Below are 23,916 nucleotides of genomic sequence, written 5' to 3' on the forward strand. Positions count from 1 at the left end.
TCACCCTCGCGCCGGGCCGAGCCGCGCGGCCACGATCCGCGCGAGCACGTCCACGAAGCGGCGCACGCGCGGCGGGAGCAAACTGCCCCCCGCGTGGAGCGCATAAACGCCACGCTCCGGCAAGGACCAGCCGGGCAGGAGCTGGACCAGCCGGCCCTCGCGCAAATCGTCGAGCACGAGGTAATTGGGCACCTGGCCGACGCCGGTGCCCGCAATCACGCAGCGCCGCAAAGCCCCGAGCCCATTCGTGATCACCTGGGGCTCGATCGTCACCGTCCGCGCCTTGCCGCCGCGCGTGAAGCGCCAGCGGCCTCGATCGCTGCCGTGCGCGAGCTCGACGCACGCGTGCTGGCGCAAATCCTCCGGCGTGCGCAAAGGCGGCGCGCCCGCGAGGTAGGCGGGGCTCGCGCAGAGCAAAAGCGCCTGCGTGCCGAGGCGCCGCGCCACGAGCGCGCTCGCCGTGAGCTTGCTGCTCACGCGCACGGCCACGTCGAAATTCCCTTTCACCAGGTCGACCATCCGATCATCGAGCTCGAGCTCCACGCGCATGCCCGGCCATTGCTCGCGAAATGCGCCCACGGCGGGGGCGACGAGGTGCTCGCCCAGCACGGTCGGCGCCGAGACGCGCAGCGTGCCGCGCGGGACCTCCTCGGCCTCGCGCACGTCGCGCTCGGCCACGGCGAGCGCATCGAGGATCCGCGCGGCGTGCTCGCGATAACGAAGCCCCGCGGCCGTGAACGAGAGCGAGCGCGTCGTGCGCTGCACCAATCGCACGCCGAGCCGCTCCTCCAGCCGCGCGAGCTGCCGGCTGAGCGAAGGCGCCGTCACCCGCAACCGGCGCGACGCACCCACGAGCGATCGCGTCTCCCCGAGCGTCACTACGAGCTCCAGATCCCGGAGCGACCCATCCCCTGGATTCATGCTTCCCACGCACGAGTCCTTTTCATGATCATGCGTTGTACGCAAGGCTCGACCGCAGCATCGTCCCCTCCATCGCCGGCGCGATCGACCGGCGACGAGGAGGATTCGCCATGCAAGTTGAAAGGACCGCGGCCGTCGCCGGGATCGGCGGAGCGGCGCAGAGCGGGACGAGGGAAAAGGCGCGGTGGACGCCGCGCGCGTTGCCGCACCTCGGCCTGCGCCTCGTCGTGGGGGTGAACCTCGCGGCGCACGGCCTCGTCCGCATCGGGAACGTGCCCGCCTTCGCCGCGGGCCTCTCGGCCGATTTCGCCGGGGTCTTGCCCGCCGCGATGGTGCGGCCGTTCGCCTACTGCGTGCCCCCGCTCGAGCTCGCCCTGGGAACGCTCTTGTTATTCGGCGTCCGCCTGCGCGAGGTGCTCTTTGCCGCGAGCGCGCTCCTCGCGGCGCTCACCTTCGGCGCCTGCATGATTCAGCGCTGGGAGATCGTCGGTCTGCAGCTCGTCTACGCCATCGCCTACTGGGTGCTCGGCGCGCACCTGCCCGCGCCGGAAGCCGCCGCGCAGGAGGGCAGCCCGTCATGAGCCCCGTCGACGCGGGTCGGGTGAATCGCCGCGCCTTCACCACGGGGGCACTCGCCGCGGGCGCCCTCTTCGCCGCCGGCAGCGGCTGCGCGCCCTCGCCCGTCCCGGGTCCGGCGCGTGATCCCGAAAGGAGCTCCCACATGCCCCTGTCCCCCCGAGGTCCCTTCTGGCCGGGCGGCGCGCGCCTCGCCGTCTCCATTTCGATGCAATTCGAGGCCGGCGCGCAACCCGAGCGCGGCGCGAGCAGCCCATACCCCCCGCTCGATCCGCGGTATCCCGATCTACCGGCCACGAAATGGTACGAATACGGCATCAAGGAGGGCATTCCGCGCCTGCTCTCCGTGTTCGAGCGCCGCAAGGTCAAGGTCACGTCGCACATGGTCGGAAAGGCGGTGGACCTCCACCCCGCGCTGGCGCGGGAGATCGTCGAACGAGGCCACGAGGCGGCCGCGCACGGGCAGACATGGACCCCGCAATTCTCGATGTCCCCTGCTGAGGAGCGCGCGTCGTACGAGGCGAACGTGCAGAGCATCGAGCGCGCGACCGGCGTCCGCCCCGTCGGCTTCAATGCATTCTGGATGCGCGGCACCCCGAGCACGCTTTCGATCCTGCAGGACCTCGGCTTCCTCTATCACATCGACGACCTCAGCCGGGACGAACCTTTTCTGGTGACCGTGCAAGGCCGACCCTTCGTGGTCGTGCCTTACACGCTCGGCACCAACGACATCGTATCCTTCGAGGAGCGGCACCACGACACGGCCGGCTTCGCCGCGGATCTGAAATACGAGTTCGATGCGCTCTACGAGGAGGCCGCGACGCGCCGCCGCCTGATGTCGGTGAGCGTGCACGACCGGATCGGCGGTCGCCCGGGGCGGGCGCGCGTGCTGGAGGAGTTCATCCAGTACGCGCAATCGCACCCCGGGGTATGGTTCGCGCGCAAGGACGAGATCGCGCGATTCGCCCTGGAGAGCCCGATCACGCCGCGGGAAGGGCCCTGATTCCGCTCGCAGCGAAACCCCGGCGCCACGCAGCGGCTCGGATTCAAACCGCCGAGAACAGCTTGGCCAGCTCCTGCCGACGGAACGCTTCGATCACATAATCCACGAACACGCGCGTCTTCGCCGCGAGCTGCTTGTGCCCGGCGTAATAGAGCGAAATCGGGCCGATGTCGGCGTACCACGCCGGCAGGACCCGCACGAGGGCACCGCTCCGCAGATGTGGCAGTGCATCCATGACCGTGACGAAACAGATGCCGAGGTCCATCAAGGCGCACTGGGTGAGCGACTCGGGGTCGTCGAGGATGATGCGCGGCGGCACTTCGACGGAGATTTGCTCGCCGGCGCGATTGCGCAAGGGCCATCCGCGGACGCGTCCGGTTTGGGGGGAACGCAAGTGGATGCCGGCGTGGTGCTGGAGGTCCGCGGGCTCCCGGGGCGGCGTGCGACTGGCGAGATAGGCGGGCGACGCCACCGCAATGAGCTGCGCCCTCGCCAGCTCACGCGCGACGAGACCCGAGGCGAGATCGAATCCACCGCCGATGGCCGCGTCGAAGCCCTCCTTGATGAGGTCCACCGGTCGGGGATCAAAATGCCAGTCCGGGATGATGCCAGGGTAGCGCGCGAGAAAGTCCTTCAGCAGGGGCACGAGATAGCCGCGCCCGAACACGGGGGACGCGCTGACCTTGAGGACGCCGGCGGGCTGGCCGGCGGCCTGGGATACGTTGGCAATGGCTGCCTGGAGCATGTCGAGGCCGCCGCTGACGTCTTGCAGAAAGCGCTCGCCCGCCTCGGTCAGCGTCAGCCCTCGGGTGCTGCGCTGAAACAGACGCACGCCGAGCTTCCCCTCGAGCCGCGCGACGTTTTGACTGACGGCCGCGGGCGATAACCCGAGCCGGCGCGCGGCCGCCGAAAAGCTCGCGGCCTGCGCGCTGCGTACGAACGACTCCAGCGTGACGAGCGTCTCCATGCCCGCGCGATGCTACTGCGCGCCTTGCCCAGCTTGAAGATCTTGTTGAAACAGATTCCGCGGCTTCCCCCCTACTGCGAGGGGACGCCCCCCTTCATCCTCCGCCTCGGACAGCGACCCGCCGCCCTCGGCGCCGGGTCCACGAGCTTTCGACCCCTTGCTGCCGTGGAGACCGACATGAACGCCCCCCAAAACCCGAAGGCTGGCCTCGGAGCCCTGCTCACGCCCGACAACTGCGCGCTGATCCTCATCGATCACCAGCCCTTTCAATTCGCCGGCCTGCGCAGCCACGATACCCAGACCATCATCAACAACGTCGTGGCCCTGGCCAAGACCGCAAAGACGTTCGGCGTGCCGACGCTCTTGACCACGGTCGTCGAGGCGCGCGGCGGATACCTCATTCCGCAGCTCCAGGCCGTCTTCCCCGAGCAAAAGCCCATCGACCGCACCTTCATCAATACCTGGGAGGACGCGCGCGTCGTCGAATGGGTGAAGAAGACCGGCAAGAAGAAGATCGTCATGGCCGCGCTGTGGACCGAGATCTGCCTCGCGTTTCCGGTCATTCACGCGCTCGGCGAGGGCTACGAGGTCTACATCGTGACCGACGCCTCGGGCGGCGTGTCCGTCGAGGCGCACGAGGTGGCCATTCAGCGCATGATCCAGGCCGGCGCCGTGCCCCTCACCTGGATGGTGTTCGGTTCCGAGCTGCAACGCGATTGGGCCCGCACGGCCACGCTCTCCGACATGGCAAAGCTCATGCTCGAGCACATGGGCAACGTCGGCACGAGCTACACGTGGGAGCAGCAGCTCCTCGCGACGCCGCCCCCGGCGAAGTGAATCGGAACATCCCGGGAGAACGAGCCTACGCGCCTCCCCGGTGACGAGCGCCCTCCGCGCTCCCCCAGGCGCCGGACTCCGTGGTAAAATCTTCGGCGGACCATGTTGACCGTCGAAGCCCTCTTCGCGCAGCCCGACAACCACGACGTGCTTCGATGTCTCGGGCTCCGGAGCCCGGAGGACGTTCGGTTTTTCGAGGCGGGCACGGAGGGGAGCCCCTTCGATGAAGGAGGCCAAATCTTCTTTCACGATTATGGCCGCGGCTGCCCCGACGCGTCGCGATGCACGCTCGACCGGTACAACATCATGGCCCACGAGCGCACGGCGCGTATCTTCGCGTTTCACCGAGGACGCCTCACCGTCGCCCTTCGCCGCGGTGCCCCTCGCCATGGCGGCGATCCCACGGAAATGTTGCGTGGTGAGACGGCCGATGGCACGGTCGATCTGCGCGCGCTCGGTCCCGGCTGGGAGCTGTTCCACGGGAGTGATGAGCTGGACGACCCGGAGGAACCGTTTCGATCGGCCTACGAGCTCGCGGGGCGCTCGGAGAATGCATCTCGGCCATGATGTCCTTTCGTCGATGGAGTCACCTCACGCGCGCGTACGTCGGCCTTCTGCTCGTGCGCGCCGCCCTGCTCGTCGCGGCCGGCTTCGGCGTGCGGCAAGACCGAGCCTCGTTCCTCCAGGATCAGGTCCTCGGCATGCTCGTGGGGGTGGCCCTCGGGTTCGCGTGGCTTCATCAAGCCTGGGCACGCATTCCAAAGCCGCACCGTCGGGCCTACGATGGCCAGCGCATCGAGCCGGACGAGGCGCTCTGGAAGCTGTTCATCCCCGTTTATGGCGTCTACTGGCTCTTCGTCGCCAACACGGGCCTCTGCGGCGCCGTCGAGCGTCACCTCCAGCGAAATCATGCGCGCTCGGTCAGCGTCCCGTCGACGCTCGCGTTCGTTGCTTGCCTCGTGCAGCTCGTCCCCGTGCTGAACCTCGTCCTCTCCCCGCTCCTCTGGGGCCTTTTCATGGTGCGCGTCGATGCCGCGCAGGCGGAGGCGGACGAACGGGACCCGGAGACCGTCGCCCCCGAGCCGCTGGGATGGCTCAAGGTCCTCGGCATTCTCCTCGGCGCGGTCCTCAGCCTGTGGGGCGTGCACATCCTCGCGTACTTCGCGCTCTGGCAATTCTTGACCCCGGATCGGCCGTAGCTCCTCGGTGCGGTGCGTTCGCCTCGCTCTCGTCCTGCGTCGACGGTCATACTATGCTGCGTGCATGCATCCTTTCCGTCTCGTTTTTCTGCTGCCGCTTCTCGCCGCCTGCTCGTCCGGCGGCGATCCGGTCGCATGCCTAGCCCCACACGCCGGTGAGATTCGCGCGGACTTCGAGCAAGCGAAGCTCGAAGAGACGTGGTCCGGCGAGGCCGAGGGGATCCCCGAGAACTTCACGCTCGTCTCGTCCCCGACCCGCAAAGGCGCAGGCGCGCTCAAGCTCCGGGCGCGAAAAGGCGACGTCGCGAACGGCGGCGTGCGCTCCGAGCTCACCTGGGACAACCAGGATCGCGCGGGCAGCGACGCATTTTACGCATGGAGCATCCGGCTCGATCCGAGCTTTCCCGACATCGACCGCGTGGAGGACGCGCAGGGCAGGGCCAACTGGCAGGTGATGGGTCAATGGCACGATCAGCCCGATTGCCAGAAAGGGCAGAGCTGGGACGACATCGAGACACGCGGCCCGGCGGTCTCGGTCAATTACCTGTGGCTTTCGAGCGCGGATCCGAAGGTGCAGGCGCTCATGGCGAACGGAGAGCTCGCGACCGTCGTCGGCTTCTCCGACGCTATGCTCGAGCGCCCGCTCTTCGGGCTCATCGTGCAGGACCGCCTTCGCGCGGTGACGCCGATCGAAAAGGACCAGTGGATCGACGTGCGCATCCATCACCATTGGTCGCGCGGGGCCGACGGCCGGGTCCAGTGGTTCGTGAACGGGCAGCTCGTCCACACGTACGAGGGCAGCACCATGTGGAGCGACGCCTCGCAATACTTCAAGCTCGGACTTTACCGAAACCCGGAGATCGTCCCCGACCAGGTGTTTTTCGTGGACGAAGTCTTCGTGACCCGCGACGAGACCGCCATGACGGCCTTCGCCGAAGCCCTGAAGTAAGGCCCCACTGCGCCATGGCCTCGCCCGGGGTGATCCTTCAAGGATCCAGCCGGGTCACGAAAATGGCGCGCGGCTGTCCGCTCTCGTTCACGAGCGCGCCTTGTCCGAAGTCGATCTGGCTCGTGAAGTATCCGGCCATGTACCGACGGCCTTCGCTGTCGAGCGCGATTTGAACAGCGTAATCCTCCCCGGGCCCTCCGTACGTCGCGGACTGCAAGAAAGTCCCTTGCTCGTCGATCTCGGCGACGGTGATGTCTTCATAAGACGGGCCAGTGAGCGTCGACCCGTTGATGTGGATGGTCCCTTCGAGCCCGAGGCCGAGCCATGCGCGCCCGGGGGCGCTTCTCGTGAGCGTCGTGTGGACGGCGTAGAATTCTTCTCCCTCGACGAACCAATCGCTGCTCCCGTCGAGCGAGTGGTGCTGCAGGGAGGCCAAACAATGCTCGGCGGGGTCCTCGGCGCGGGCCATGAAATATCCTTCTTTGCCGTCGGGCGCGAAGGCGAACGCATCGACCCAGCACACGCTCTCGGTCACCTCGAGCTCCATCTGCCCCCATTTTTTGAATTTTTGCACCCGCGCTTTTTGATAATACGAGGAGCGCGCGAGCCAGAAGTCCCCATTCGGCTCCACGTCGATCTTCCAGAACACGGTTTTCATCGCCGGCATCGTGTGTGCGTCCTGGAGCATGGCTTCGGGCGATCGAATCGACACCTCGGAGTCGGTCTGGTCCGACACGAACGGGCTCGAAATCCAAGCGGCGACATACACGTTGCCCTTGCCGTCGGCGCCGACGTCGTTGAAGCGATACGCGGGCGGATCGCTGGGGGTCTGCTGGCTGTCGGTGACGTAGGCCCATCGGATGTTTCCGCTGGGATCGAGGCGCACGACGAACGGAGCCTCGTTATAGGTCTGGAACTTGTTCCCCCAAAAATCGAGGTCCGCCTGCGACGCCGGGTTGCGCTTCGCATAACCAGTGAAAAGCACGTTGCCTTCCGCGTCGGTCTTGATGGCGATGGGCTCGACGTCGATGTCCGGACCGTCGATGGTCCCTTTGAACACGATGTTGCCATAGGGATCGAGCTTCACGATCCAGGCGCTCTCCCATACGGGGTAGCCGGGGATTTCCTCGGTGGAGACCCCGCCGAGCACCCAGGCGGAGCCGTCGGGCGCGACGGTGAGGGGGTACGTCGCGAGCTTGCCCGAGAGCATCAGGCTATAAGGCGCGCCAGGTCCGACGCCTCCGCCGCCGGTGCTGGACGAGCTTACGCTGCTGCTCCCGCCGGCGCCGCCAGCGCCTCCGCCGCCGCCAGCGCCGCCGCCGCCAGCGCCGCTTTCCACTTCGAGGGCGGACTTGCCGCCGCACGCGAAAACGAAGAACCCCACGAGTCCGAGCGCTACGTCGCGATATCTCATGTCCGCCTCTTTGCCCAAGCGAGCACGGAGGGCAAAGAACCCGTTAAGATGCACCTCGCCCGCGGAGAGCCGTTCCCCACGGCCGCCCCGCCTCCGCTTCCGCCTTGCCCCCGCCCGTTCGTCCTGCCACCCTGCGCGCCGTGTCCGCCGCGGACGAGCCTGTTCAGCCCGAGACGAGCGACGCCCCCGCGCGCCCCCAGGCTCTTCAGCGCTCGGGGGCTACGCCCGGACAAGCCGAGCTACGCCCCCAGGCTCTTCAGCGCTTGGGGGCTACGCCCGGACAAGCCGAGCTACGCCCCCAAACCCCCTGGCGCAGCCGCCTCGCCATCTCCCTCCTCTGCGGCCTCGGCCTCGTCTGGATCCTCCTCGATGGCGGCCTCCCCATCTACCCGCCGGACGGCGCGTTCGACCACCTCCGCCCCTGGACCGTCGTCGCCTACGTGGCCTCCCTCGCCGCGGTCCACTGGTTCCGCGCGGCGCGCTGGCGCCACCTGCTCCGACCCCTCGGCCGGCTCTCCCTCCGCGAGGTCGTCGTCGTCTCCTGGGTCGGCTTCGGCGCCATCCTCCTCTCGCCTCTCCGCAGCGGCGAGGTCGTCCGGCCTTACCTCATCACCACCCGCAGCTCCATCCGCATGTGGGAAGCGACGGGCAGCGTCGGGGCCGAGCGCATCATCGATGGCCTCGCGCTCAGCACCATCCTCTTCATCGGCCTCCGCCGCGCCACGCCGCTCGACCCGCTCCCCGATCACATCGGCGATCTGAAGGTCCCCGTCGCCGCCGTGCCCAGCGCCGCCATGGGCGTGCTTTTTCTCTTTTGCTCGGCCTTCCTCGCGATGGCCGTCTTCTATTTCGCCCGCGACTTCGCCCGCCGCACGACCCAAAAGGTCTTCGGCCTCGTCTCCGCGCCGCTCGGCACGCGTGTCGCCGACATCGTCGACCGTGTCGCGCAGGGCATCCGCTTCTTGCCCTCGCCGCGCCACCTCGTGCCGTTCCTCCTGGAGACGGCCGCGTACTGGAGCATCAATGCCGCGGGGGTCTGGCTGCTCGCCTGGGGAACGGGGCTCTCGGGGATCACGCTGGCCGAGGCGTGTGTCACCATGGGCTGCCTCGGCATCGGGATCCTCGTCCCCTCGGGGCCCGGGTATTTCGGCGCGTTTCAGCTCGCCACGTACATGGCCCTCGCCATGTTTTTCCCCGAGGACGTGCTCCTGGGCACCGGCTCCGCGTTCGTGTTCCTGCTTTATGTGTCCCAGGTGGGATTCCACCTCGTCGCGCTCGGGCTCGGGATGAGGCTCTTGCGGCGGGCGCCGGAAAGCTTTCCCAAGGCCGAAGCCTTGGGGTAAATGCTGGGAATGCGACGAAGGCTCCGGGGCATGGCTCTTTGCGCGTTCCTCCTCGGGGGCGTGGCCCTCGTGCCCGCCTTCGAACGCGAGGCGCTCGCGGCCACGGCCTACGAGTCGCCCTACACCTTCGAGCAGACGTGGGGCACCGCGGTTCGCCTCGTCCGCGTGGATCTCGGGCTCGAGATCACCGAGAAGGATCCCGAGCACGGCTACCTGCTCTTCAAGTACACGAGCCCCGAGAGCGGAAAACGCGTGCATGCAGGCTCGATCGAGATCGTGAAGAGCGGCAAGGACGTCGTGCGCGTGACGGTGCAGCTCGCCACGATGCCGAGCTACCACGAGCGGATGATCGTCGACGCGCTCGCGAAAAAGCTCCACGTCGAGTACGGCGATCCGCCGCGAAGGCCCGAGCCCCCGCCCCCGCCGCCCGAGAACGACGGCAACAAGGACGGCAAGGACGGAGCCAATCCCTGAAGGAACGATCATGCTGACGGTTTACAAATTCGGCCCCGCGTTTGGCTTGCCCGACCTCGGTCCGTTCGTCATCAAGCTCGAGACGTGGCTGCGCATGGCGGGCCTGCCGTATCGCAGCGAGCTCGGCGATTTCCGCAAGGCGCCCAAGGGAAAAATCCCCTACGCGGCGGACGGCGACCGGCTGATCCCGGATTCGAGCCAGATCATCGATTACCTCATCGAGAAGCACGGCGATCGATTGAACGACGGCCGGTTCGGCCCGAAGGAGCGTGCGCTCGGCCTCGCCATGAAATCGATGTTCGAGGCCGACTTCTATTTCATCTTCGTGTACCTGCGCTGGTGGCGCGACGAGGATTTCGCCCACGTGCGCCCCGTGATCGCGCAGGGCATGGCGGCCGGCGGGGTCCCGCGCTTCGCCGTGTCTCCGCTCCTCTCGTTCGCGCAGCGGCAGACGCGCAGCATGCTCAAGGCGCAGGGCATCGGGCGGCACACGCGTGAAGAGGTGTACTCCATGGGCCGCTCGCTCGTGGACGCGGCCTCCGAATTGCTCGGCGACAAACCGTTTTTCATGGACGACGCGCCCTCGACGCTCGACACGACGGCGTACGGGCTGCTCGCGCCGATCGTCTTTTCACCCCCCGAGAACCCGGTGAAGGCGCGCGCGCTGGAGAAGGCGAACCTCGTCGCGTTCTGCGAGCGGATCCGCGAGAGGTACTGGGCGAACGAGCCTCTGACCTAGCTCTCGGGGCGCGGCGGCGGGTCTTTCGCGATCGGCCTCGGATGGAGGCGCGATTCGGCCATGTGCGCCGCGCCGCCGAGCAGGATCCGCGCCGCGAGCTCCGGCTCGAAGAGCGAACGCGTCGGCTTCATCATGTAATACACGGGCGTCACCCGCCGGAGCACCTCGGCGTCGCGGATCATCGTGTGCAGGATGGCGTTGCCGAAAAACGCCCCGAATCTCGACGGCCTCGGCAGATCACTCTTCGCGCCCGGAAACCGCATGTCGGCGCTCGTCGCGAGGTTCCACGCGTCCTTGATCGCGCGCTGCTGATTGCCGAAGAAGACCCGCTCGAAGCCCGAATCCCCGAGCGAGACCCGCTCCAGCGTGGATTCGAGGGCGCGCGCCGAGAGCGTGGCCACGGTCATGCCCTGACCATACATCGGGTTGAACGTGCAGACGCTGTCGCTCACGGCGACGAACCCCGGCAAAGGATGGGCGAGTTTGTCGAAGCGGCGCAGACGGTTCTGGTTCGCGCGGCTCGAATAAACCGGCGAGATGGGTCGGCCGAGCTCCGCCATGCGCTGAAGGACCGGCGAGCGCAACGCGCCGAGCGTCCGGAAAAACCCCTCCTCGTCGCTCGGCGGGTAATGCTTGGCGTACCCGACGAGCGTGATGATCCAGCGGCGGCCCTCGACCGGGAAGAGCACGCCGCCGATGAAATGGTTTTCCTCGGGCGAAGGGTCGAGCCAGACCATCTTCCACCAGACATCGGGCGGCATTTGCTCGGGGGCCTCGTACCAGCGGGAGCTATACCCCGAGTAACAATCCACCACCTCCTCGCGCGGGACCTCGGCGCCGAGCGAAGCGAGCCACGAAGGCGCCTTCGACGAGCGGCCGCTCGCGTCGACCACGAGATCGGCCGGGAGCGTGAGGTTCGTCCCGCCGCCCCGCCGCACCGCGAGCACGCCCGCGACCCGGCCGGGTGCGTCCGGACGAACGTACAGGCCCGTCGCCTCGGTCCGCGGCAGGATCTCCACGCGGCCGTCTTCCCGCAGCCGCCGGCGCACGATCGATTCCGTCAGATCACGCGTCGCGAGATAGACCGTGCAGCCGCTCCGCATCGGCTGCTGCCAGCCCGAATATCGCAGGATGGTGCCGTCGTACGCGACGTCGAGCCCGTGCGCGCCCTTGGCCTCGTACTCGGCGAGGAAGCCCGGGAACATGGCCTCGAGCTCCTTCGCCCCGCGCGTGACGAGGGCGTGCACGTGCCTCGCCTGCGGCACCCCGGCGCGCGCGGTGGGCCCCTCCGGGAGATCGTCCCGATCGAGGACCGTGATTCTCTCGAAGAATCGCTCGAGCACCCGCGCCGCCGAGAGGCCCGACATGCCCGCACCGATGACGACCGCGTGTTTCTGCATGCTCGAAGTCTCGTAAAGCGAGGTCAGAAAGCGATCAAGGCCCGGGCGAGGCGTTCCGCCCGCGGGGCGCCCTGCGCGCCGAGCCACCCGTCGACCGCGGCGATGCGCGCCCGCCCCGCCTCGCCGCCTTCGAGCTCGCCCATGCGGCGCTCGGTGAGGCGCGCGTAGAGCTCCATGTCCGAGCGGCGGAACGAAGAGCGCGAGCGTGCATGATAGACGAGGGCGCGATCGACGTCGCCGCGCCGCGCGAAGACGGCCGCGCGAATGCCGAGCGCGCAGGCGTCGGACCAGTTGGATCGCTCCTGCTCGAGGCGCTCGGCGAGGGAGAGGGCCTCGCGGACGAGGGGCTCGGGATTCGCGACCTCACGCGCCCGGGCGAGCGCCGCTCGCGCCTGGAGATCGAAGAGCCGCAGCCGGATTGATTTTGCGGTACGCGGCATCATCGCATCGTGAAGGGCGCCGCTCTCGGCGTGCACGTTCGCGTACGCGCGGCTCCCTTCACCGAGATAGAGCAGGGCCATGGTGCTCGAATAAAACGCGCCCCAGTGCATCGTGTGGTAGCCACGCGTGCTCCAGCGCGACAGGGCGTGTTTGCTCGACGCGAGGGCCTCCTCGGGTCGGTCTTCGAGGAGCAGGCCCATCGGCGCCATGAGCACGCCGAGCGCGGTCTCCATGTAGCGATCGCCGAGCGCATCGGCCTCGCTCCGGCAGCGCGGCAGGAGGTCGAGCAGATCGCGGACGTCGCCGACGTAGAAGAGCGCCGTGAGGAGCCACCAGGCGTACATCGACGCGATCTCCCAGGCGATGTTGCTGCACGCCTCCCGGAAGAGCGCGATCGTGCGCTCGCAGAGCACCACGGCCTCGCGGAACTCGTAGCCGTTGTGCGCCGAGAGCGCCTTGCCCGCGCACGACCACGCGAGCGCGTGCGGATGGCCGATGCGGAGCGCGATCGCCTCGGCCCGCGCCGCGAGATCCCGCGCCTCGGCGATGTTCCGTTCCCCGCCGCCGAGGCCGCGGAGCACGGCCTCCCAGGAGAAGGCCCGCGCAATGCGGTAAGGCTCGCCGGCTTGCAACGCGAGCGCGAGGTGCCGCGCCTGGAAATCGGCGCCGCGGACCGCGTCGACGCCGCCGAGCCCATTGCCGAGCGACCAGCAGAGATCGATGCGGTGGAGCACCGCGGGCTCGATCGCCTGCTCGGGTTTTTCCTGGAAATCGTAGCCGCGGAGCCTCTGCTTCACGCGGGCCACGGCGACGTTGACGAACGCGCGCCGCGGCGTCGCGGGGTAAGGAAGCCCCACGGCCGGCAGGAGCTCCCGGGCCGCGGCGAGGCCTTCGTCCACATGCCCCGCGCGCAAAAAATGCTCGACGGCCCGCTGACGCGCCACGAGCGCCGGGCGCGCGTCGAGCTTCGTCGCCGCGGAGAGAAAGACGTTCGCCGCCTCGGCCCCGCGCCCGGCCTTCGCCAGCGCGCTGGCCAGCGATAACTCGAGCGCCCCCACATCCGCCGCTTCGGCATGCTCCAGCGCCAGCCGATACAACGTCGCGGCCCGATCGAACGCGAGCACGTGCTCCGCCCGCTGCGCCGCGCGCTCCATGTACGCCCGCGCGCGCGAAGGCTCGCCAGCCGTCCGGAAGTGCATGGCGAGCGCCTCCGGATCCGCATTGCTCATCGTCTCCATGGCGTGGCCGAGCGCGCGGTGCCGCGCGCGCAGATCCGCCTCGACGAGCCCTTGCACCACGCACTCGCGGATCTTGTCGTGGTACGTCTCGACGCGCGCCTCGTCGCGCCCGCCTTTCGCGCGGAGCAGGCTTTCGGCCCGCAGCACCGCGAGCGCGCGGCGATTCTCCTCGTCCCCGAGCGCCGCGGCCTCCTTGATCAGCACGGGCTCGATCGGCCGGCCTGCCGTGCTCACGATCTCCAGCACGAGCCGCGCCGGCGCCGGGAGCAACGCCACGCGCGCCGCCACGACCCCACGCATGTCGAGCCCCTCGCTCGTATGACCGGCGAGCAGGTACCTCGAAAGCTCCTGCACGAAAAACGGGCTTCCCGCGGCTTCCCGCGCGATCCGCGCCGCCGTCCGCCGCGCCTCCTCGCCGTCTTCACCGAGGATCGACAGCGCGAGCGCCTCGGCATCCGCGGTCGCGAGTGGCCCCACGACGACCTCGTGCGCCAGAAGGCCCGGCAGAGGCGCGTGGGCCGAGGGCAAACGCCCGACGAGCTCGCTCCCGCGCGCCTCCTCGGTCCGGTAGCTCGCGATGAGGAAAAGCTTCGGTGCCGGCGCCGCGAGCAGGGCTTCGAGCAGCGCCGCGCTGTCCGCGTCGGCCCATTGCAGATCGTCGAGGTAGAGCACCACCGGCCGCTCCTCCGCGAGGTTCACGAAGAGCCTGCGCAGGGCCTCGAACGCGCGCCGCCGGAGCTCGTGCGGGTCGGGCGCTTCCGGCTCGCTCCCCTCGTCCGCGAGCCTCCCGAGCACCGGAAAAAGGCGCGCGAGCGAGGACAAACCGGGGGGCAAGAGCGCCCCGCGATCCTCGGGATCGATCTCCCCGAGCAGCCGCGCGAGCGCGTCGATCGCGCCGTCGAACGCCTTGTACGGCACCCACTCGCGCTCGTGGCAGCGGCCTTCGAGCACGAGCGGCGCGCGCTCCTCGGCGAGCGCATCCAGGAAATGCCGCACGAGATCCGACTTGCCCATCCCGGACGTGCCATGCACGTGCAACACCACGGGCTGGTTTTCCCGGACGCACGCGTCCCACGCCTCGCGCATGGCCGCGATCTCGCGCGCGCGGCCCACGAAGCTCGGCTTCGCGCCGCGCGTCACGGGCGCCGCGGGCGGGGCGCTCTCCCGCGCGGCGCGGGCCACCCGAAAGATATCGTCGGCGCCCGCGCGCACGTTCGGGTCTCGGGCGAGCAACCCGAGGGCGAGCTCCGACAGATCGGCCGGCGCGTCGGGCGCGATCTCCCGCGGATCGGGCGGATCGACGAGGTGCTTCGCGTAAAGCAGATCCTCGACGCTCGTCCCTTCGAAGAGGTGCGGCACGATGCCCGTGAGCGCCTCGTACAGCATCACCCCGACCGAATACCAATCGGAGCTTCCATCCCCCGACGCGCCCGTCGCTTGCTCGGGCGACATGTACGCGGGCGTGCCCACCACGAGCACGCGATCACGCGCGAGCGACTCGAACGATCCCACGAGCCCGAAATCGAGGATTTTTACGTGGCCCTCCTGCGTCACGAGCACGTTCGAGGGCTTGAGATCGCGGTGCACGCGGCCCGTGCGGTGAATGGCGGCGACGCCCTTCGCGAGCCCCACGAGGCTCTGCCGCAGCCGATCCACGTCGAGCTCGCCTTGCGCGTCGGACTGCTTGAGCGGCGGGCGCGGCGGCTGGCTCCCGTCGAGGGGCAAGGTCGCCATGGCGATCGTCCCGTGCGGCCCGGCGACGGCGGGGAGGTCCATCGTCACGGCCGTCGCGAACTCGGCGGCCATCGCGCGCTTGGCCGTGGGCACGGGCGGGAGCGTGATCGCCGACGCGTCGCTCCGCCCTTCGCGGCTCGGGCGCACGTGGCGGAGGAAGCTCACGCCGCGCACGAGCTCCATCGTCAGGTAGAAGCGGCCCTCGTCGAAGAAGAGCTCGTGCAGACCGACGAGGTTGTCGTGCGCGACGTCGGCGAGCGCGCGAAACTCCTGCTTGAAGGCATAAAGCGCCGCCGGATCCATGGAGAGCAGCGCCTTCAGGGCGACGTCCGAGCCGAGGGATCGATCGAACGCCTCGTACACCACGCCGAAACCGCCCTGCCCGAGGCAGCGGCGGATCAGAAAGCGCCGGCTGAGCTCCTCGGAGACCGACGGCAATTGCACGAGATTTTCCACGGTGGAAGCTCCCCTCACCCCCACCCCCTCTCCCGGCGGGAGAGGGGAAAAGAGGAACCCCTAGCCTCGCTTCACCGGGGCCGCAGAATCAAGTCGAACGTCGGGAAAAAATCGTTCGAGCGCACGGGGACTCTGCGCCACCGCCCGTCGTCTCCTTTTTCGAGGACCTTTTCGCGCTGATCGTAATTGTACCAGATCCCCCCGAGCGCCACGCGCACCGTCTTGCCGAGCCCGATCTCGATCCCGACCTCGGCGCTCGCGTAGAACGGCGAGCGCGGCGGGGCGGGGCTCCGCCCGATCGCATATCCGTTCACGGCGGCGCGCGCCCGGAGCCAATCGAGGATCGCGTAATCGTAGGCGAGGCCCGTCCGGACCCGAAACCCGTTCAGCGCCGGCGCGAACAAGAGCTCGAGCGGCGCGTACGTCTCGAGAGGCGTCGCGGGGTTTTCGCCGAGCGAGAGGCCGACCGTCGTCTCCAGCCGCCCCGTCAAAACCCCGCGCTCGCCGCCCGAGACGAAGAGCCCCGCCGTCGGCGCGACCACCCAGCCGGGCCGCTGCCCCGAATTCTCCCACGTCGGGAACAGATACCCCTGCGTCAGGCGCATCGCGCCCGTCGGAACGGAAAGTCCGTATTCGCCCGTCACCACGACGCCCTTGCCGAGGTGGCCGAGCTCGCCGCGGAACGTGAAGTTCGGCGAGAGCAAGAGCCACGGCACGATCATCGTGGTGACCTCCCAGCCGCCGCCGAGCCCGAGCTCGAAGGGCGACATGAGCCCGCCGGAGACCTTTCCTTTGCCCAGAACACGCGCCGTCTCGCGCGCATCCATGGGCTCGGCCTCGGCGAGGGCCGGCGAGAGCAGGGCGAAAAGCCCGATCACGGCAAAACACGCTCGTTTCACGGCGTCCCTCCCCCGAGCACCCACGTCCCCACGACCGGCGCGTGATCACTGAGGAGCAAGGGATCACTCTTGATCCCTTGCCTCCCGGGCTCCTGGAGCACATCCGTCGAGCCCGGCGCCCAGGCATCGGCCTTCGAGACGAAGAGATAATCGAGCGTGCGGTTCCAGAACTGCGGATTGCCCTGCTCGTCCGGGTGCAGCGGCCCGGCCACGGTATGCGTGAAATACCGCCGCTGATCGACCTCGGTGGTGCCGTAGGCTTCGAGGCTCACCCAGGGCACGAAATCGTCGTAATACTTCTGCATGATCTCCGGCGTGTACGGGGGCTGCTCGTATTCGGTGCCGATCGAGCTCGGGTGTTCGTCGGGAAAACCGACCAGCTTGATCGCGGTCGGGGGCAGCTCGTTCCAATCGCCGCCGATCACGAAGGGGAGCGTCTCTTTTTTGATCTCGTCGTAGATCTGGTCGATCTGCCGGCGTTTCGTGCCGTCGAGGTCGTAGGCCTCGGTGTGCACCACGTACGCGGCCACGTCCCTGCCCGCGCCCACGTCGATCACGGCGCGCCCGATCATGCGGTGAATGTAGAACTTGGCCGTGACCGCGTCCTGATCGGTGCGATCCTCCTGCCGGATCCGCTCGGCGAACGTGATGGGGTATTTCGAGAAGATCGCGTTGCCGAGATCCATCCGGCCGACGCCCTCGGAGGGGATGTAGCGGCTGTTCCAGGTCTGGATGTAGGCCGCGTAGTTGAGGCTCGTGGCCTCCAGCATGCCCTGCACCATGTCGTAATAGGCGCTGCGCCGGGAGTTCACCTCGATCTCCTCGGTCATGAGGATATCGGGATCGTACTCGTTCACGAGGCGGTAGAGGTCGGCCATGTTCTCGAGGACCTCGTGTCGGGTCATCTGCACGCGGTCGCCCCAGTAATCGAACCAGAAGTCGATCCGCGCGGCGCCGTATTTCACGTTCCAGGCCATGACCTTGAGCGTGGCAGGCGCGGCATCCGCGGGCGGCACGAGCGTGCTGCGCGTCGTGACCTGGACCTCCTGGCGAACGAAGTCCATGTCGTCCGCGAGCGGCTCGCAGGCCGGGAGCAAGGCGAGGAGCGCCGACATCGAGAGCGCGAAGGACGCGCTGCGGCGGGTGAAGAGTCCCATGACCGTCCATGCTACCCCCCACGCCCCGACCGTTGAAAGATCCTTACGGCCCCCCGTCACGGACCTCTGCATGCGCGCCACCTGATCACCATTCGGACCACCCCTGCTCACGGTGCCGTTCAGCCTGTGCGGAAAAGCGCTGCGATTCTGCAATTCCTTCGAATCACGCGCGCCGGGTTCCCGCTTGACACCCACGCCCCCCTCGATTCTCCTCGAAGGATGTCCCGCGCCTCTCTCCTCCTCGCATTCGCACCTCTGGCTGCCGCCGCGCTCCTCGTCGCTCCGGACGCGTCGGCGACGAACTACTCGCTCTGGATTCACGGCCGGAACACCGGCACGGCGACCAAGGCGGGCAATTACACCGACTTCTCGTACTGGGGTTCGTCGGCGACCTCGGCCGGCATCAACAAGAAGGCCGTCAACTGGGACGGCAAGAGCCACATCTCCGAGCAGAACTTCCGCATCCGCGACGCCCTCGATTGCTACTGTACGGGCGCGAACTGGTGTTACATCGCCGCCCACAGCGCGGGCGACGCCCAGATCGGCTATGCGCTGGCGCAGTACGGCGGCTCGACGCGCAGCATCAAGAACGCGAGCCCCGCGGCCGACGGCACGTGCGGCAATGCGGGCGGTACGCAGACCGGATGGAACATCCATTGGGTCGACATCGCGAGCGGCGCGGGCGGCGGCAGCGAGCTCGCGAACATCGGCGCCTGGGCGGTGAGCGACGCGCTCACGGACGACCTGAAGACGGCCGTGATGCGCGGCCTCTACGACCACAACCAGACCCGCGGAAAATGGTTTTACATGTTCGCGGGCGCGAAGGGCACGCTCTACTCGGCCACGCTGGCCGGCCAGGACGACGAGGCGGTCGGGTACCACTCGACGGGCGGCGTCTCCGTGACGGGCGGCTTCTGCAACGCGGGCGACCTCTTCTGCGACGGCACGCTCACGACGGGCTCGGGCGCGACGAGCAACGGCAAGGCGAAATGGTCGTACCACAACGTCGAGCTCGTCGACACGTCCGAGCAGTACAACCATTACGCGAACGGCGCCTGGGCGGGCATCATCGCCCCGGTGCGCACCGACATGGCCAACTACGCCAAGTAAGCACGGCGCGTGTCGAAACGCTTGGCAGGAAAAACGGCCTCCCCGCGGCCGGGGCGACGGCGCCTCGCGCTCGGGGCGGCCGTCCTCGCCGCGGGCCTCCTGCTCTTCTGGCAACGCGACCGCCTCTCGCCGCGGCGCGCGCCCTCCGAAGAGGAGCTCTTCGCCGCGGCCCCCGCGCGATCCGCCGGGGCCGCGCCGTCTCGCGACCAAAACGGACCGAAGCCGCGCTGGGTGGACACGACAAACGCGGGCGAAGGCGCGGCGAGCGCGCGTGAAATCGCCGAAAAACGCCTGGAGCGAGCGCGGCACACGCTCGAAGGGTACATGCAGGCGACACGTTACCCGCCCGGCGCGCGCCCGCTCTCGGAAAAACCCGATCTCCAGAAGGCCCATTCCGTCGCGAAGAACACGCTGCCGCTCGCGCGCCCGGATCACAAGCTCACGGACGCCCGCGTGACGCTGGAGCAGGATCGCCTGTATCTCGTGGGCGACGAGGCCGCGCGCCTCCGGGTCTCGTGCACGACGAGCGACGGCCCGGCGCGTTGCGAGGTCCTGCGCGCCGAAGCCCGCGTGCCGGAGACGATGCCGCAGGCGAACACGATGCCCCCGGCCCGCGTCGCGTTCGCCGACGAAGGCGCGGGCGGAACCGCGATCACCGCGCTCTTCGCCCCGGCGAAGGAGGGATTCGGCGGGTATCACGGCCCGATCGCGGTGAACCTCGATCTGCGCATCGAAGGCGAGGAGGGCGGGGCGCAATTCAACCTCGTCTACACGCCCGCGCCGCCGGCCCGCTTCACGGGCGACGTGCGCGAGGTGATCGAGGACGGCTCGCTCTGCTTGTACCTGCGCCTCGCGGTGGACAAACCGGGCCGGTACGTGGTCGTGGGCCGCGTGGACGACGCCGAGGGGGACGGATTCGGCTACCTCGAGCACAACGATCCGCTCGGCGCGGGCGCGCAGGAGGCAAAAATGTGCATTTTCGGCAAACTCGTCCTCGACGAGCGAGCGAAATCGCCGTTCGTGCTGCGCGACGTGGAGGCGTACCTTCTCAAGGAAGACACCTACCCCGACCGCGAGCTCGTCGCGGGGCGCGACGGGCCTTTCTACACGACGAAGGCCTATCCGGAGAGCGTGTTTTCCGATGCGGAATGGCAGAGCGAGGAGCGGGACCGCCACATCAAGGAGTTCACGAAGAACGTGAAGGAGGCGGAAGGCGAGCTCGAAGCGGCGGGCGGGCCTTAGCAGCCGGTCATTGCGGCGGCTCGATCTGGAACACGTCCCACGCCGGCGTGTGGTTGTTCTCCTCCGGGACCTGCGACGTCACGTAAAGCGCGGGGTACGTCTTTTCGATCACCTCGGATCCGTCCGCCTGCACGTGGGTGACGACGCCACTCACGAAGAGCTGCGGATTGTTCAGATCGCGCCGCTTCGAGCTGAACGTCAGCCAGTAATACTTCTTGCCCTGGAATACCTCGGCGCTCGGAGCCCAGCGCGGCCACGAGTTCGTGAGGCCCGGGCTCGCCTTGCCCACGCAGGCCGGCGGATCGTTGCCCGCCACGCGCACCGCCTCGCCGCCTTTCGCCGGGACCACGAACACCTCGGCCATCGGCTCGTCGTACGAATCCGCCCACGCCCCGTTCGGCAGCTTGTACGGCGCAAACCGATTGAACGCGAGCAGCGTGTCGTCCGGCGATACGACCGGGTAAAACTCCACGAACGCCGGATCACTCGCGCCGGGCAGCGGCGTCGCATTGCCGCCTTGCCGATTGTTGAAGGGCACCGTGTAGATGTCCATCGTCGTATCGGCGTCCGAGATCCCCGTGATGACGCCCTCGCCGCCGGCGGGCGCGGTCGTGTAAGCGATCGTCGTCCCATCGTGCCACCACGTCGGCGACGCGACCACCGCGCGCCCGTCCCCCACGCGCGGCAAGATACCCCAGCCAGTCGCGGGATCCTGCGCGTGAAGGTCGGTCCAGGCGAGCTCGTACTTGGTCCCCGTGAGCGCGGGATCGAACATCACCGTGACGGCGACGGCGTCCTGCGCCGTGTAATGGGCCCCGGAGAGCGTCGGCGCCGTTTGCTTGTTCCGCCCGAGCAGCCCGAGCGCCACGGCCGAGACCTGCATCTCCGTGGGCAAACCCGCCGTCCCGTCCACCTTTCGCGCCGAGACGGTCCGCGTCCCGCTCGTCGCGTCACGCGTGAAAAACGAGAGCGCGCCGTCCGGCGACGAGGCATGGCAAGCCACGCACGTCGTATCCCCGCCCGTGATCTCGGGCGAGAGCACCGTCGTCACCTCGGTGTCGCCGATGGAAAAACCCTTCAATGCGGTCTTGCCCGAGCCCGGCGCGCCCGTCGTCCAGTAAACGATCGATCCCGGCGCCGCGACGGGCGCCACGTGCACCACGCCCTCGGTCCCGACGAACGGCCCGGCGACGAGCTGTCCCCCGTCGATCTGCGCGCTCCGCACGGACACCTGGATGTCCCGGCCGGCGCTGTGCCCCGCGAGCCCGGACCAGATGTCCTCGGGAATCGTGTACGAGGTGGCCGTCGTGTAAACCACGAGCTCGTTCACCTGGTTGTCGACCTTCAGCCGAAGCTCGTAAACGTTCTGCCCGGCCGGCGCGATCCATTCGAATCGCAGCGGCGTCCAGTTCGTCGGGACGAGCGCCTCCATCGGCGGCTCCGCGACACAAGGGCCGCCCATCGGCTGCGCGGGCATGCCCTGGAAGAGCTCGGGCGTCTGCGCCGGCACGCCCATGTCGATTTGTGGGCCGGCAGGGAAATCGGTGAAAGGCCCATTCGGATTGGGGCCACTGCCGATGAACTCGCCTCCCTCCCCGCCCGCGCCAGCCGTGCCAGCCGAGCCGCCCGATCCGGAGGCCCCAGCTCCGCCCGTTCCCTGGGTCGCAGACGAGCCACCGCCACCACTCGAGGAGCACGACACCCCGGCTGCGCCGAGCGCGGCGGCCGAGGCCAAGGCCAAGAAGAGCGCGATATCGCGCCGAACTGTGATTTTCATGAAGGGATGATCGGGAGCCACCGGGCGGCGTCAAGCACGAGGCGCCGCGCCCGCCCGATTGCGACAAGATTCCCGCGGTTGACATGCAAGCGCCCGGCTCCACGGGACCTCCATGGCGGTGAGCGGGAGACAGAGGTCGATCATCGCGCTCTCGGGCGGCGTGATCGCAGGCATCTTCGGCGGGATCGTCGTGAGCCTGTACGGGCTGCTCTCGACGGTCGCGCGCGGCGGCGATCCGTGGGTCGTGTTCAAGGGAGCCTCGGCTCCGTTCCTCGCCGATCGCGCATTCGCGCCCGGATTCGACGCAGGCGCCGTGGTGCTCGGCATCCTCCTGCATTTCGCCGTGTCGATTGCGTGGGGCGCGCTGTTCGGCCTGCTCGTCTACGGCGCAAACGTGTTCCGCACGCTCGTGTTCGGCGCAGCATACGGCGTGATCGTCTGGTTCGTCATGTACCGCGCGGTGTTGCCCACAGCAGGCCTCCGCGCGCTCGCAGAGAGCGCACCCGTGGGCCCGGCAATCCTCGAACACGTGGTTTTCGGGCTCGCGCTCGCGATCGGGTTTCTCCCGTTCCAGCGGCGCGCACCCGCGGTTTGACGCGTAGCGCCTTCCGCAGCGGACAGACCCTCGACTAGGATGAGGGGCATGCCCCTCACGGTCACGTCGCAGGCCGCGACGCACGTCGGTCGCAAGCGAAAGCGCAACGAGGACAGTCACCTCGTGGACCCCGACCTCGGCCTGTACATCGTGGCCGACGGCATGGGCGGTCAGGCAGCCGGCGACGTGGCCTCACGCCGCGCCGTCGACGTCGCGCGGGCCTACGTGGCCGATCGAGCCCTGGTCCTGACGCGTTTTGCAGAAAACCCCTCGCAGGAGAACCGCATCGCCGCACAGGAGCTCGTCGCAGCGGCCATTCAAGCCGCCTGCGCAGATCTCTGGAGCATGGCCGAGAACGACCCGAAACTGCGGGGCATGGGCACGACGATGGTGCTCTTCGCCGTCGCAGGCGATCGCGCCGTGGTCGGGCACGTGGGCGACAGCCGCGCCTACCTCGTGCGCCAAGGCGTCGCGAACCGGCTCACCGAAGATCACACGATCGTCGCAGCCTCGATCAAAAACGGGACGATGACGAAGGAGCAAGCAAAGACGAGCGCCCTTCGCAGCGTGCTCACACGAGCCGTGGGGACGCAGGAGTCAGTCCAGGTCGACACGCTGCTCGTGGAGCTGATGCCCGGCGATCTCTTCCTGATCTGCAGCGACGGCCTCTACGGCTACATCGAGGACGAGGAGGTCCCCACACTCTTCGCAAGCGTACCGGACGACCTCGCCGAGCAGCTCGTCGACCTCGCAAACGAGCGAGGCGGCCGGGACAACATCACAGCAATCGTGCTGTCGTTCCAGGGCGCGACAGTGGAGGAGCCCGAAGCGCTGACGAAGCACGAGGCGCTGCGCAGCATCCCGCTCTTCATGCACCTCACCTACCGCGAGCAAGCCGAGATCCTGGCAATCTCGGAGGTCAGGACCTACCCCTCGGGCGCAGCCATCGTGACCGAAGGCGAGCCCGGCGAGGACCTCTACGTGATGCTGCGGGGTCACGTGGCCGTCGAGAAGGACAACGTCGCCATCACGTCGATCACAGCAGGCGGCTATTTCGGCGAGATGGGCCTCGTCGACGACTCGAGGCGCTCAGCCACAGTCCGAGCCCTCGAGCCCGTACGCACGATGGTCATCACGCGAACGGACATGATGAACGTCATGCGTCGCGAGCCAGTCCTCGCCGTGAAGCTACTCTGGAGCTTCGTGCAAGGCCTCTCGCAGCGTCTGCGCACAGTGAACACCGAGCTCTCCGAAGCCCGCGCCGAGCTCTTCGAAGCGCAGGGCGTCACGCCCTATACGTCGTAGAAGCGCCGCGCCGGGGCTCTGCCCCGGGCCCCGCGGGGGCTGTTCGCCCCTCGACCCGAACCAGGGCAAGCCCTGGACCTCAGGGGGAAGAACTGCGCGATGCGCAGTTCTTCCCACAGGCCGGTGGCAAGACCGTAAAG

The 23,916-nt window shown here is 68.4% G+C and carries 21 protein-coding genes; 13 read left to right on the forward strand and 8 right to left on the reverse strand.

Going from position 1 to position 23,916, the window contains the following annotated elements:
- Positions 1 to 921, reverse strand: a complete 921-nt coding sequence (locus tag QHF84_RS44340; RefSeq protein WP_281319720.1) for a LysR family transcriptional regulator — start codon at positions 919 to 921, stop codon at positions 1 to 3.
- Positions 922 to 1,031: 110 nt separating this feature from the next.
- Here QHF84_RS44340 and QHF84_RS44345 point away from each other — a divergent pair, with 110 nt between their 5' ends.
- Positions 1,032 to 1,502 (forward strand): MauE/DoxX family redox-associated membrane protein, encoded by a 471-nt coding sequence (locus QHF84_RS44345; protein ID WP_281319659.1) that lies wholly within the window; start codon positions 1,032 to 1,034, stop codon positions 1,500 to 1,502.
- Positions 1,499 to 2,500: a polysaccharide deacetylase family protein gene (locus QHF84_RS44350; protein WP_281319660.1), complete on the forward strand. Its 1,002-nt coding sequence runs from the start codon at positions 1,499 to 1,501 to the stop codon at positions 2,498 to 2,500. The genes QHF84_RS44345 and QHF84_RS44350 overlap by 4 nt, the downstream gene beginning before the upstream one ends.
- A 43-nt stretch (positions 2,501 to 2,543) precedes the next feature.
- On the opposite strand, the gene QHF84_RS44355 is transcribed toward QHF84_RS44350, so the two are convergent.
- A complete protein-coding gene (locus QHF84_RS44355) occupies positions 2,544 to 3,467 on the reverse strand; it encodes a LysR family transcriptional regulator (protein WP_281319661.1) in 924 nt (307 codons plus the stop codon).
- A 177-nt stretch (positions 3,468 to 3,644) separates the two neighbouring features.
- On the opposite strand from QHF84_RS44355, the gene QHF84_RS44360 reads away from it, so the two are divergent.
- The 4 genes from QHF84_RS44360 to QHF84_RS44375 all read left to right on the forward strand — a co-directional run bounded on the left by QHF84_RS44360 (position 3,645) and on the right by QHF84_RS44375 (position 6,452).
- Entirely contained in the window at positions 3,645 to 4,304 is a 660-nt protein-coding gene (locus tag QHF84_RS44360) for a hydrolase (RefSeq protein WP_281319662.1), read from the forward strand.
- A gap of 102 nt (positions 4,305 to 4,406) precedes the next feature.
- Positions 4,407 to 4,871 carry a hypothetical protein gene (locus QHF84_RS44365; protein WP_281319663.1) on the forward strand — a complete coding sequence of 155 codons (465 nt, stop codon included), beginning with the start codon at positions 4,407 to 4,409 and terminating at the stop codon, positions 4,869 to 4,871.
- Complete coding sequence (locus QHF84_RS44370) at positions 4,868 to 5,503, forward strand: hypothetical protein (protein ID WP_281319664.1); 636 nt, start codon at positions 4,868 to 4,870, stop codon at positions 5,501 to 5,503. Before QHF84_RS44365 ends, QHF84_RS44370 begins: the two co-directional genes overlap by 4 nt.
- Before the next feature lie 64 nt (positions 5,504 to 5,567).
- Positions 5,568 to 6,452, forward strand: coding sequence for a heparin lyase I family protein (locus QHF84_RS44375; RefSeq protein ID WP_281319665.1), 885 nt, complete (start codon positions 5,568 to 5,570; stop codon positions 6,450 to 6,452).
- Positions 6,453 to 6,489: 37 nt separating this feature from the next.
- On the opposite strand, the gene QHF84_RS44380 is transcribed toward QHF84_RS44375, so the two are convergent.
- On the reverse strand, positions 6,490 to 7,866 hold the full coding sequence (locus QHF84_RS44380) for a hypothetical protein (protein WP_281319666.1): 1,377 nt from the start codon (positions 7,864 to 7,866) through the stop codon (positions 6,490 to 6,492).
- Positions 7,867 to 8,129: 263 nt separating this feature from the next.
- On the opposite strand from QHF84_RS44380, the gene QHF84_RS44385 reads away from it, so the two are divergent.
- The 3 genes from QHF84_RS44385 to QHF84_RS44395 are packed head-to-tail and all read left to right on the forward strand — an operon-like array spanning position 8,130 to position 10,422.
- The gene (locus tag QHF84_RS44385; protein ID WP_281319667.1) at positions 8,130 to 9,209 is read left to right on the forward strand and encodes a lysylphosphatidylglycerol synthase transmembrane domain-containing protein; all 1,080 of its coding nucleotides are present in this window, start codon (positions 8,130 to 8,132) and stop codon (positions 9,207 to 9,209) included.
- A gap of 30 nt (positions 9,210 to 9,239) precedes the next feature.
- A complete protein-coding gene (locus tag QHF84_RS44390; protein ID WP_281319668.1) occupies positions 9,240 to 9,683 on the forward strand; it encodes a hypothetical protein in 444 nt (147 codons plus the stop codon).
- 10 nt (positions 9,684 to 9,693) lie between these two features.
- Entirely contained in the window at positions 9,694 to 10,422 is a 729-nt protein-coding gene (locus tag QHF84_RS44395; protein WP_281319669.1) for a glutathione S-transferase family protein, read from the forward strand.
- On the opposite strand, the gene QHF84_RS44400 is transcribed toward QHF84_RS44395, so the two are convergent.
- The 4 genes from QHF84_RS44400 to QHF84_RS44415 form a co-directional block, all read right to left on the reverse strand.
- Positions 10,419 to 11,822, reverse strand: a complete 1,404-nt coding sequence (locus QHF84_RS44400) for an FAD-dependent monooxygenase (protein WP_281319670.1) — start codon at positions 11,820 to 11,822, stop codon at positions 10,419 to 10,421. The genes QHF84_RS44395 and QHF84_RS44400 overlap by 4 nt on opposite strands.
- 23 nt (positions 11,823 to 11,845) lie before the next feature.
- Positions 11,846 to 15,691, reverse strand: a complete 3,846-nt coding sequence (locus tag QHF84_RS44405) for a serine/threonine-protein kinase (protein WP_281319671.1) — start codon at positions 15,689 to 15,691, stop codon at positions 11,846 to 11,848.
- Positions 15,692 to 15,762: 71 nt separating this feature from the next.
- The gene (locus tag QHF84_RS44410; RefSeq protein ID WP_281319672.1) at positions 15,763 to 16,590 is read right to left on the reverse strand and encodes a hypothetical protein; all 828 of its coding nucleotides are present in this window, start codon (positions 16,588 to 16,590) and stop codon (positions 15,763 to 15,765) included.
- Complete coding sequence (locus QHF84_RS44415) at positions 16,587 to 17,747, reverse strand: endonuclease/exonuclease/phosphatase family protein (protein ID WP_281319673.1); 1,161 nt, start codon at positions 17,745 to 17,747, stop codon at positions 16,587 to 16,589. Before QHF84_RS44415 ends, QHF84_RS44410 begins: the two co-directional genes overlap by 4 nt.
- Before the next feature lie 219 nt (positions 17,748 to 17,966).
- On the opposite strand from QHF84_RS44415, the gene QHF84_RS44420 reads away from it, so the two are divergent.
- Positions 17,967 to 18,857, forward strand: a complete 891-nt coding sequence (locus QHF84_RS44420; RefSeq protein ID WP_281319674.1) for a hypothetical protein — start codon at positions 17,967 to 17,969, stop codon at positions 18,855 to 18,857.
- Positions 18,858 to 18,866: 9 nt separating this feature from the next.
- Positions 18,867 to 20,099: a hypothetical protein gene (locus tag QHF84_RS44425; RefSeq protein WP_281319675.1), complete on the forward strand. Its 1,233-nt coding sequence runs from the start codon at positions 18,867 to 18,869 to the stop codon at positions 20,097 to 20,099.
- A 7-nt stretch (positions 20,100 to 20,106) separates the two neighbouring features.
- Here QHF84_RS44425 and QHF84_RS44430 read toward each other — a convergent pair whose 3' ends face one another.
- Complete coding sequence (locus QHF84_RS44430) at positions 20,107 to 21,876, reverse strand: hypothetical protein (protein ID WP_281319676.1); 1,770 nt, start codon at positions 21,874 to 21,876, stop codon at positions 20,107 to 20,109.
- 118 nt (positions 21,877 to 21,994) lie between these two features.
- Between QHF84_RS44430 and QHF84_RS44435 the strand changes: the two genes are divergently transcribed.
- Together QHF84_RS44435 and QHF84_RS44440 are read left to right on the forward strand one after the other, a co-directional pair.
- The gene (locus QHF84_RS44435) at positions 21,995 to 22,471 is read left to right on the forward strand and encodes a hypothetical protein (RefSeq protein WP_281319677.1); all 477 of its coding nucleotides are present in this window, start codon (positions 21,995 to 21,997) and stop codon (positions 22,469 to 22,471) included.
- A 48-nt stretch (positions 22,472 to 22,519) separates the two neighbouring features.
- Entirely contained in the window at positions 22,520 to 23,776 is a 1,257-nt protein-coding gene (locus tag QHF84_RS44440; protein ID WP_281319678.1) for a cyclic nucleotide-binding domain-containing protein, read from the forward strand.
- The last annotated feature ends 140 nt before the right edge of the window (positions 23,777 to 23,916 follow it).

Origin of the sequence: Polyangium sp. y55x31 (genome assembly GCF_029946505.1) — a bacterium.
GTDB lineage: Bacteria > Myxococcota_A > Polyangia > Polyangiales > Polyangiaceae > Polyangium.

Excerpts from the sequence above, each read along its gene's own strand:
- QHF84_RS44430 (WP_281319676.1), bottom strand. The coding sequence starts at position 21,876 with ATGAAAATCACAGTTCGGCGCGATATCGCGCTCTTCTTGGCCTTGGCC.
- QHF84_RS44395 (WP_281319669.1), top strand. The coding sequence starts at position 9,694 with ATGCTGACGGTTTACAAATTCGGCCCCGCGTTTGGCTTGCCCGACCTC.
- QHF84_RS44365 (WP_281319663.1), top strand. The coding sequence starts at position 4,407 with ATGTTGACCGTCGAAGCCCTCTTCGCGCAGCCCGACAACCACGACGTG.
- QHF84_RS44390 (WP_281319668.1), top strand. The coding sequence starts at position 9,240 with ATGGCTCTTTGCGCGTTCCTCCTCGGGGGCGTGGCCCTCGTGCCCGCC.
- QHF84_RS44420 (WP_281319674.1), top strand. The coding sequence starts at position 17,967 with ATGTCCCGCGCCTCTCTCCTCCTCGCATTCGCACCTCTGGCTGCCGCC.
- QHF84_RS44400 (WP_281319670.1), bottom strand. The coding sequence starts at position 11,822 with ATGCAGAAACACGCGGTCGTCATCGGTGCGGGCATGTCGGGCCTCTCG.
- QHF84_RS44370 (WP_281319664.1), top strand. The coding sequence starts at position 4,868 with ATGATGTCCTTTCGTCGATGGAGTCACCTCACGCGCGCGTACGTCGGC.
- QHF84_RS44380 (WP_281319666.1), bottom strand. The coding sequence starts at position 7,866 with ATGAGATATCGCGACGTAGCGCTCGGACTCGTGGGGTTCTTCGTTTTC.
- QHF84_RS44360 (WP_281319662.1), top strand. The coding sequence starts at position 3,645 with ATGAACGCCCCCCAAAACCCGAAGGCTGGCCTCGGAGCCCTGCTCACG.
- QHF84_RS44440 (WP_281319678.1), top strand. The coding sequence starts at position 22,520 with ATGCCCCTCACGGTCACGTCGCAGGCCGCGACGCACGTCGGTCGCAAG.
- QHF84_RS44375 (WP_281319665.1), top strand. The coding sequence starts at position 5,568 with ATGCATCCTTTCCGTCTCGTTTTTCTGCTGCCGCTTCTCGCCGCCTGC.
- QHF84_RS44350 (WP_281319660.1), top strand. The coding sequence starts at position 1,499 with ATGAGCCCCGTCGACGCGGGTCGGGTGAATCGCCGCGCCTTCACCACG.
- QHF84_RS44355 (WP_281319661.1), bottom strand. The coding sequence starts at position 3,467 with ATGGAGACGCTCGTCACGCTGGAGTCGTTCGTACGCAGCGCGCAGGCC.
- QHF84_RS44415 (WP_281319673.1), bottom strand. The coding sequence starts at position 17,747 with ATGGGACTCTTCACCCGCCGCAGCGCGTCCTTCGCGCTCTCGATGTCG.
- QHF84_RS44340 (WP_281319720.1), bottom strand. The coding sequence starts at position 921 with ATGAATCCAGGGGATGGGTCGCTCCGGGATCTGGAGCTCGTAGTGACG.
- QHF84_RS44345 (WP_281319659.1), top strand. The coding sequence starts at position 1,032 with ATGCAAGTTGAAAGGACCGCGGCCGTCGCCGGGATCGGCGGAGCGGCG.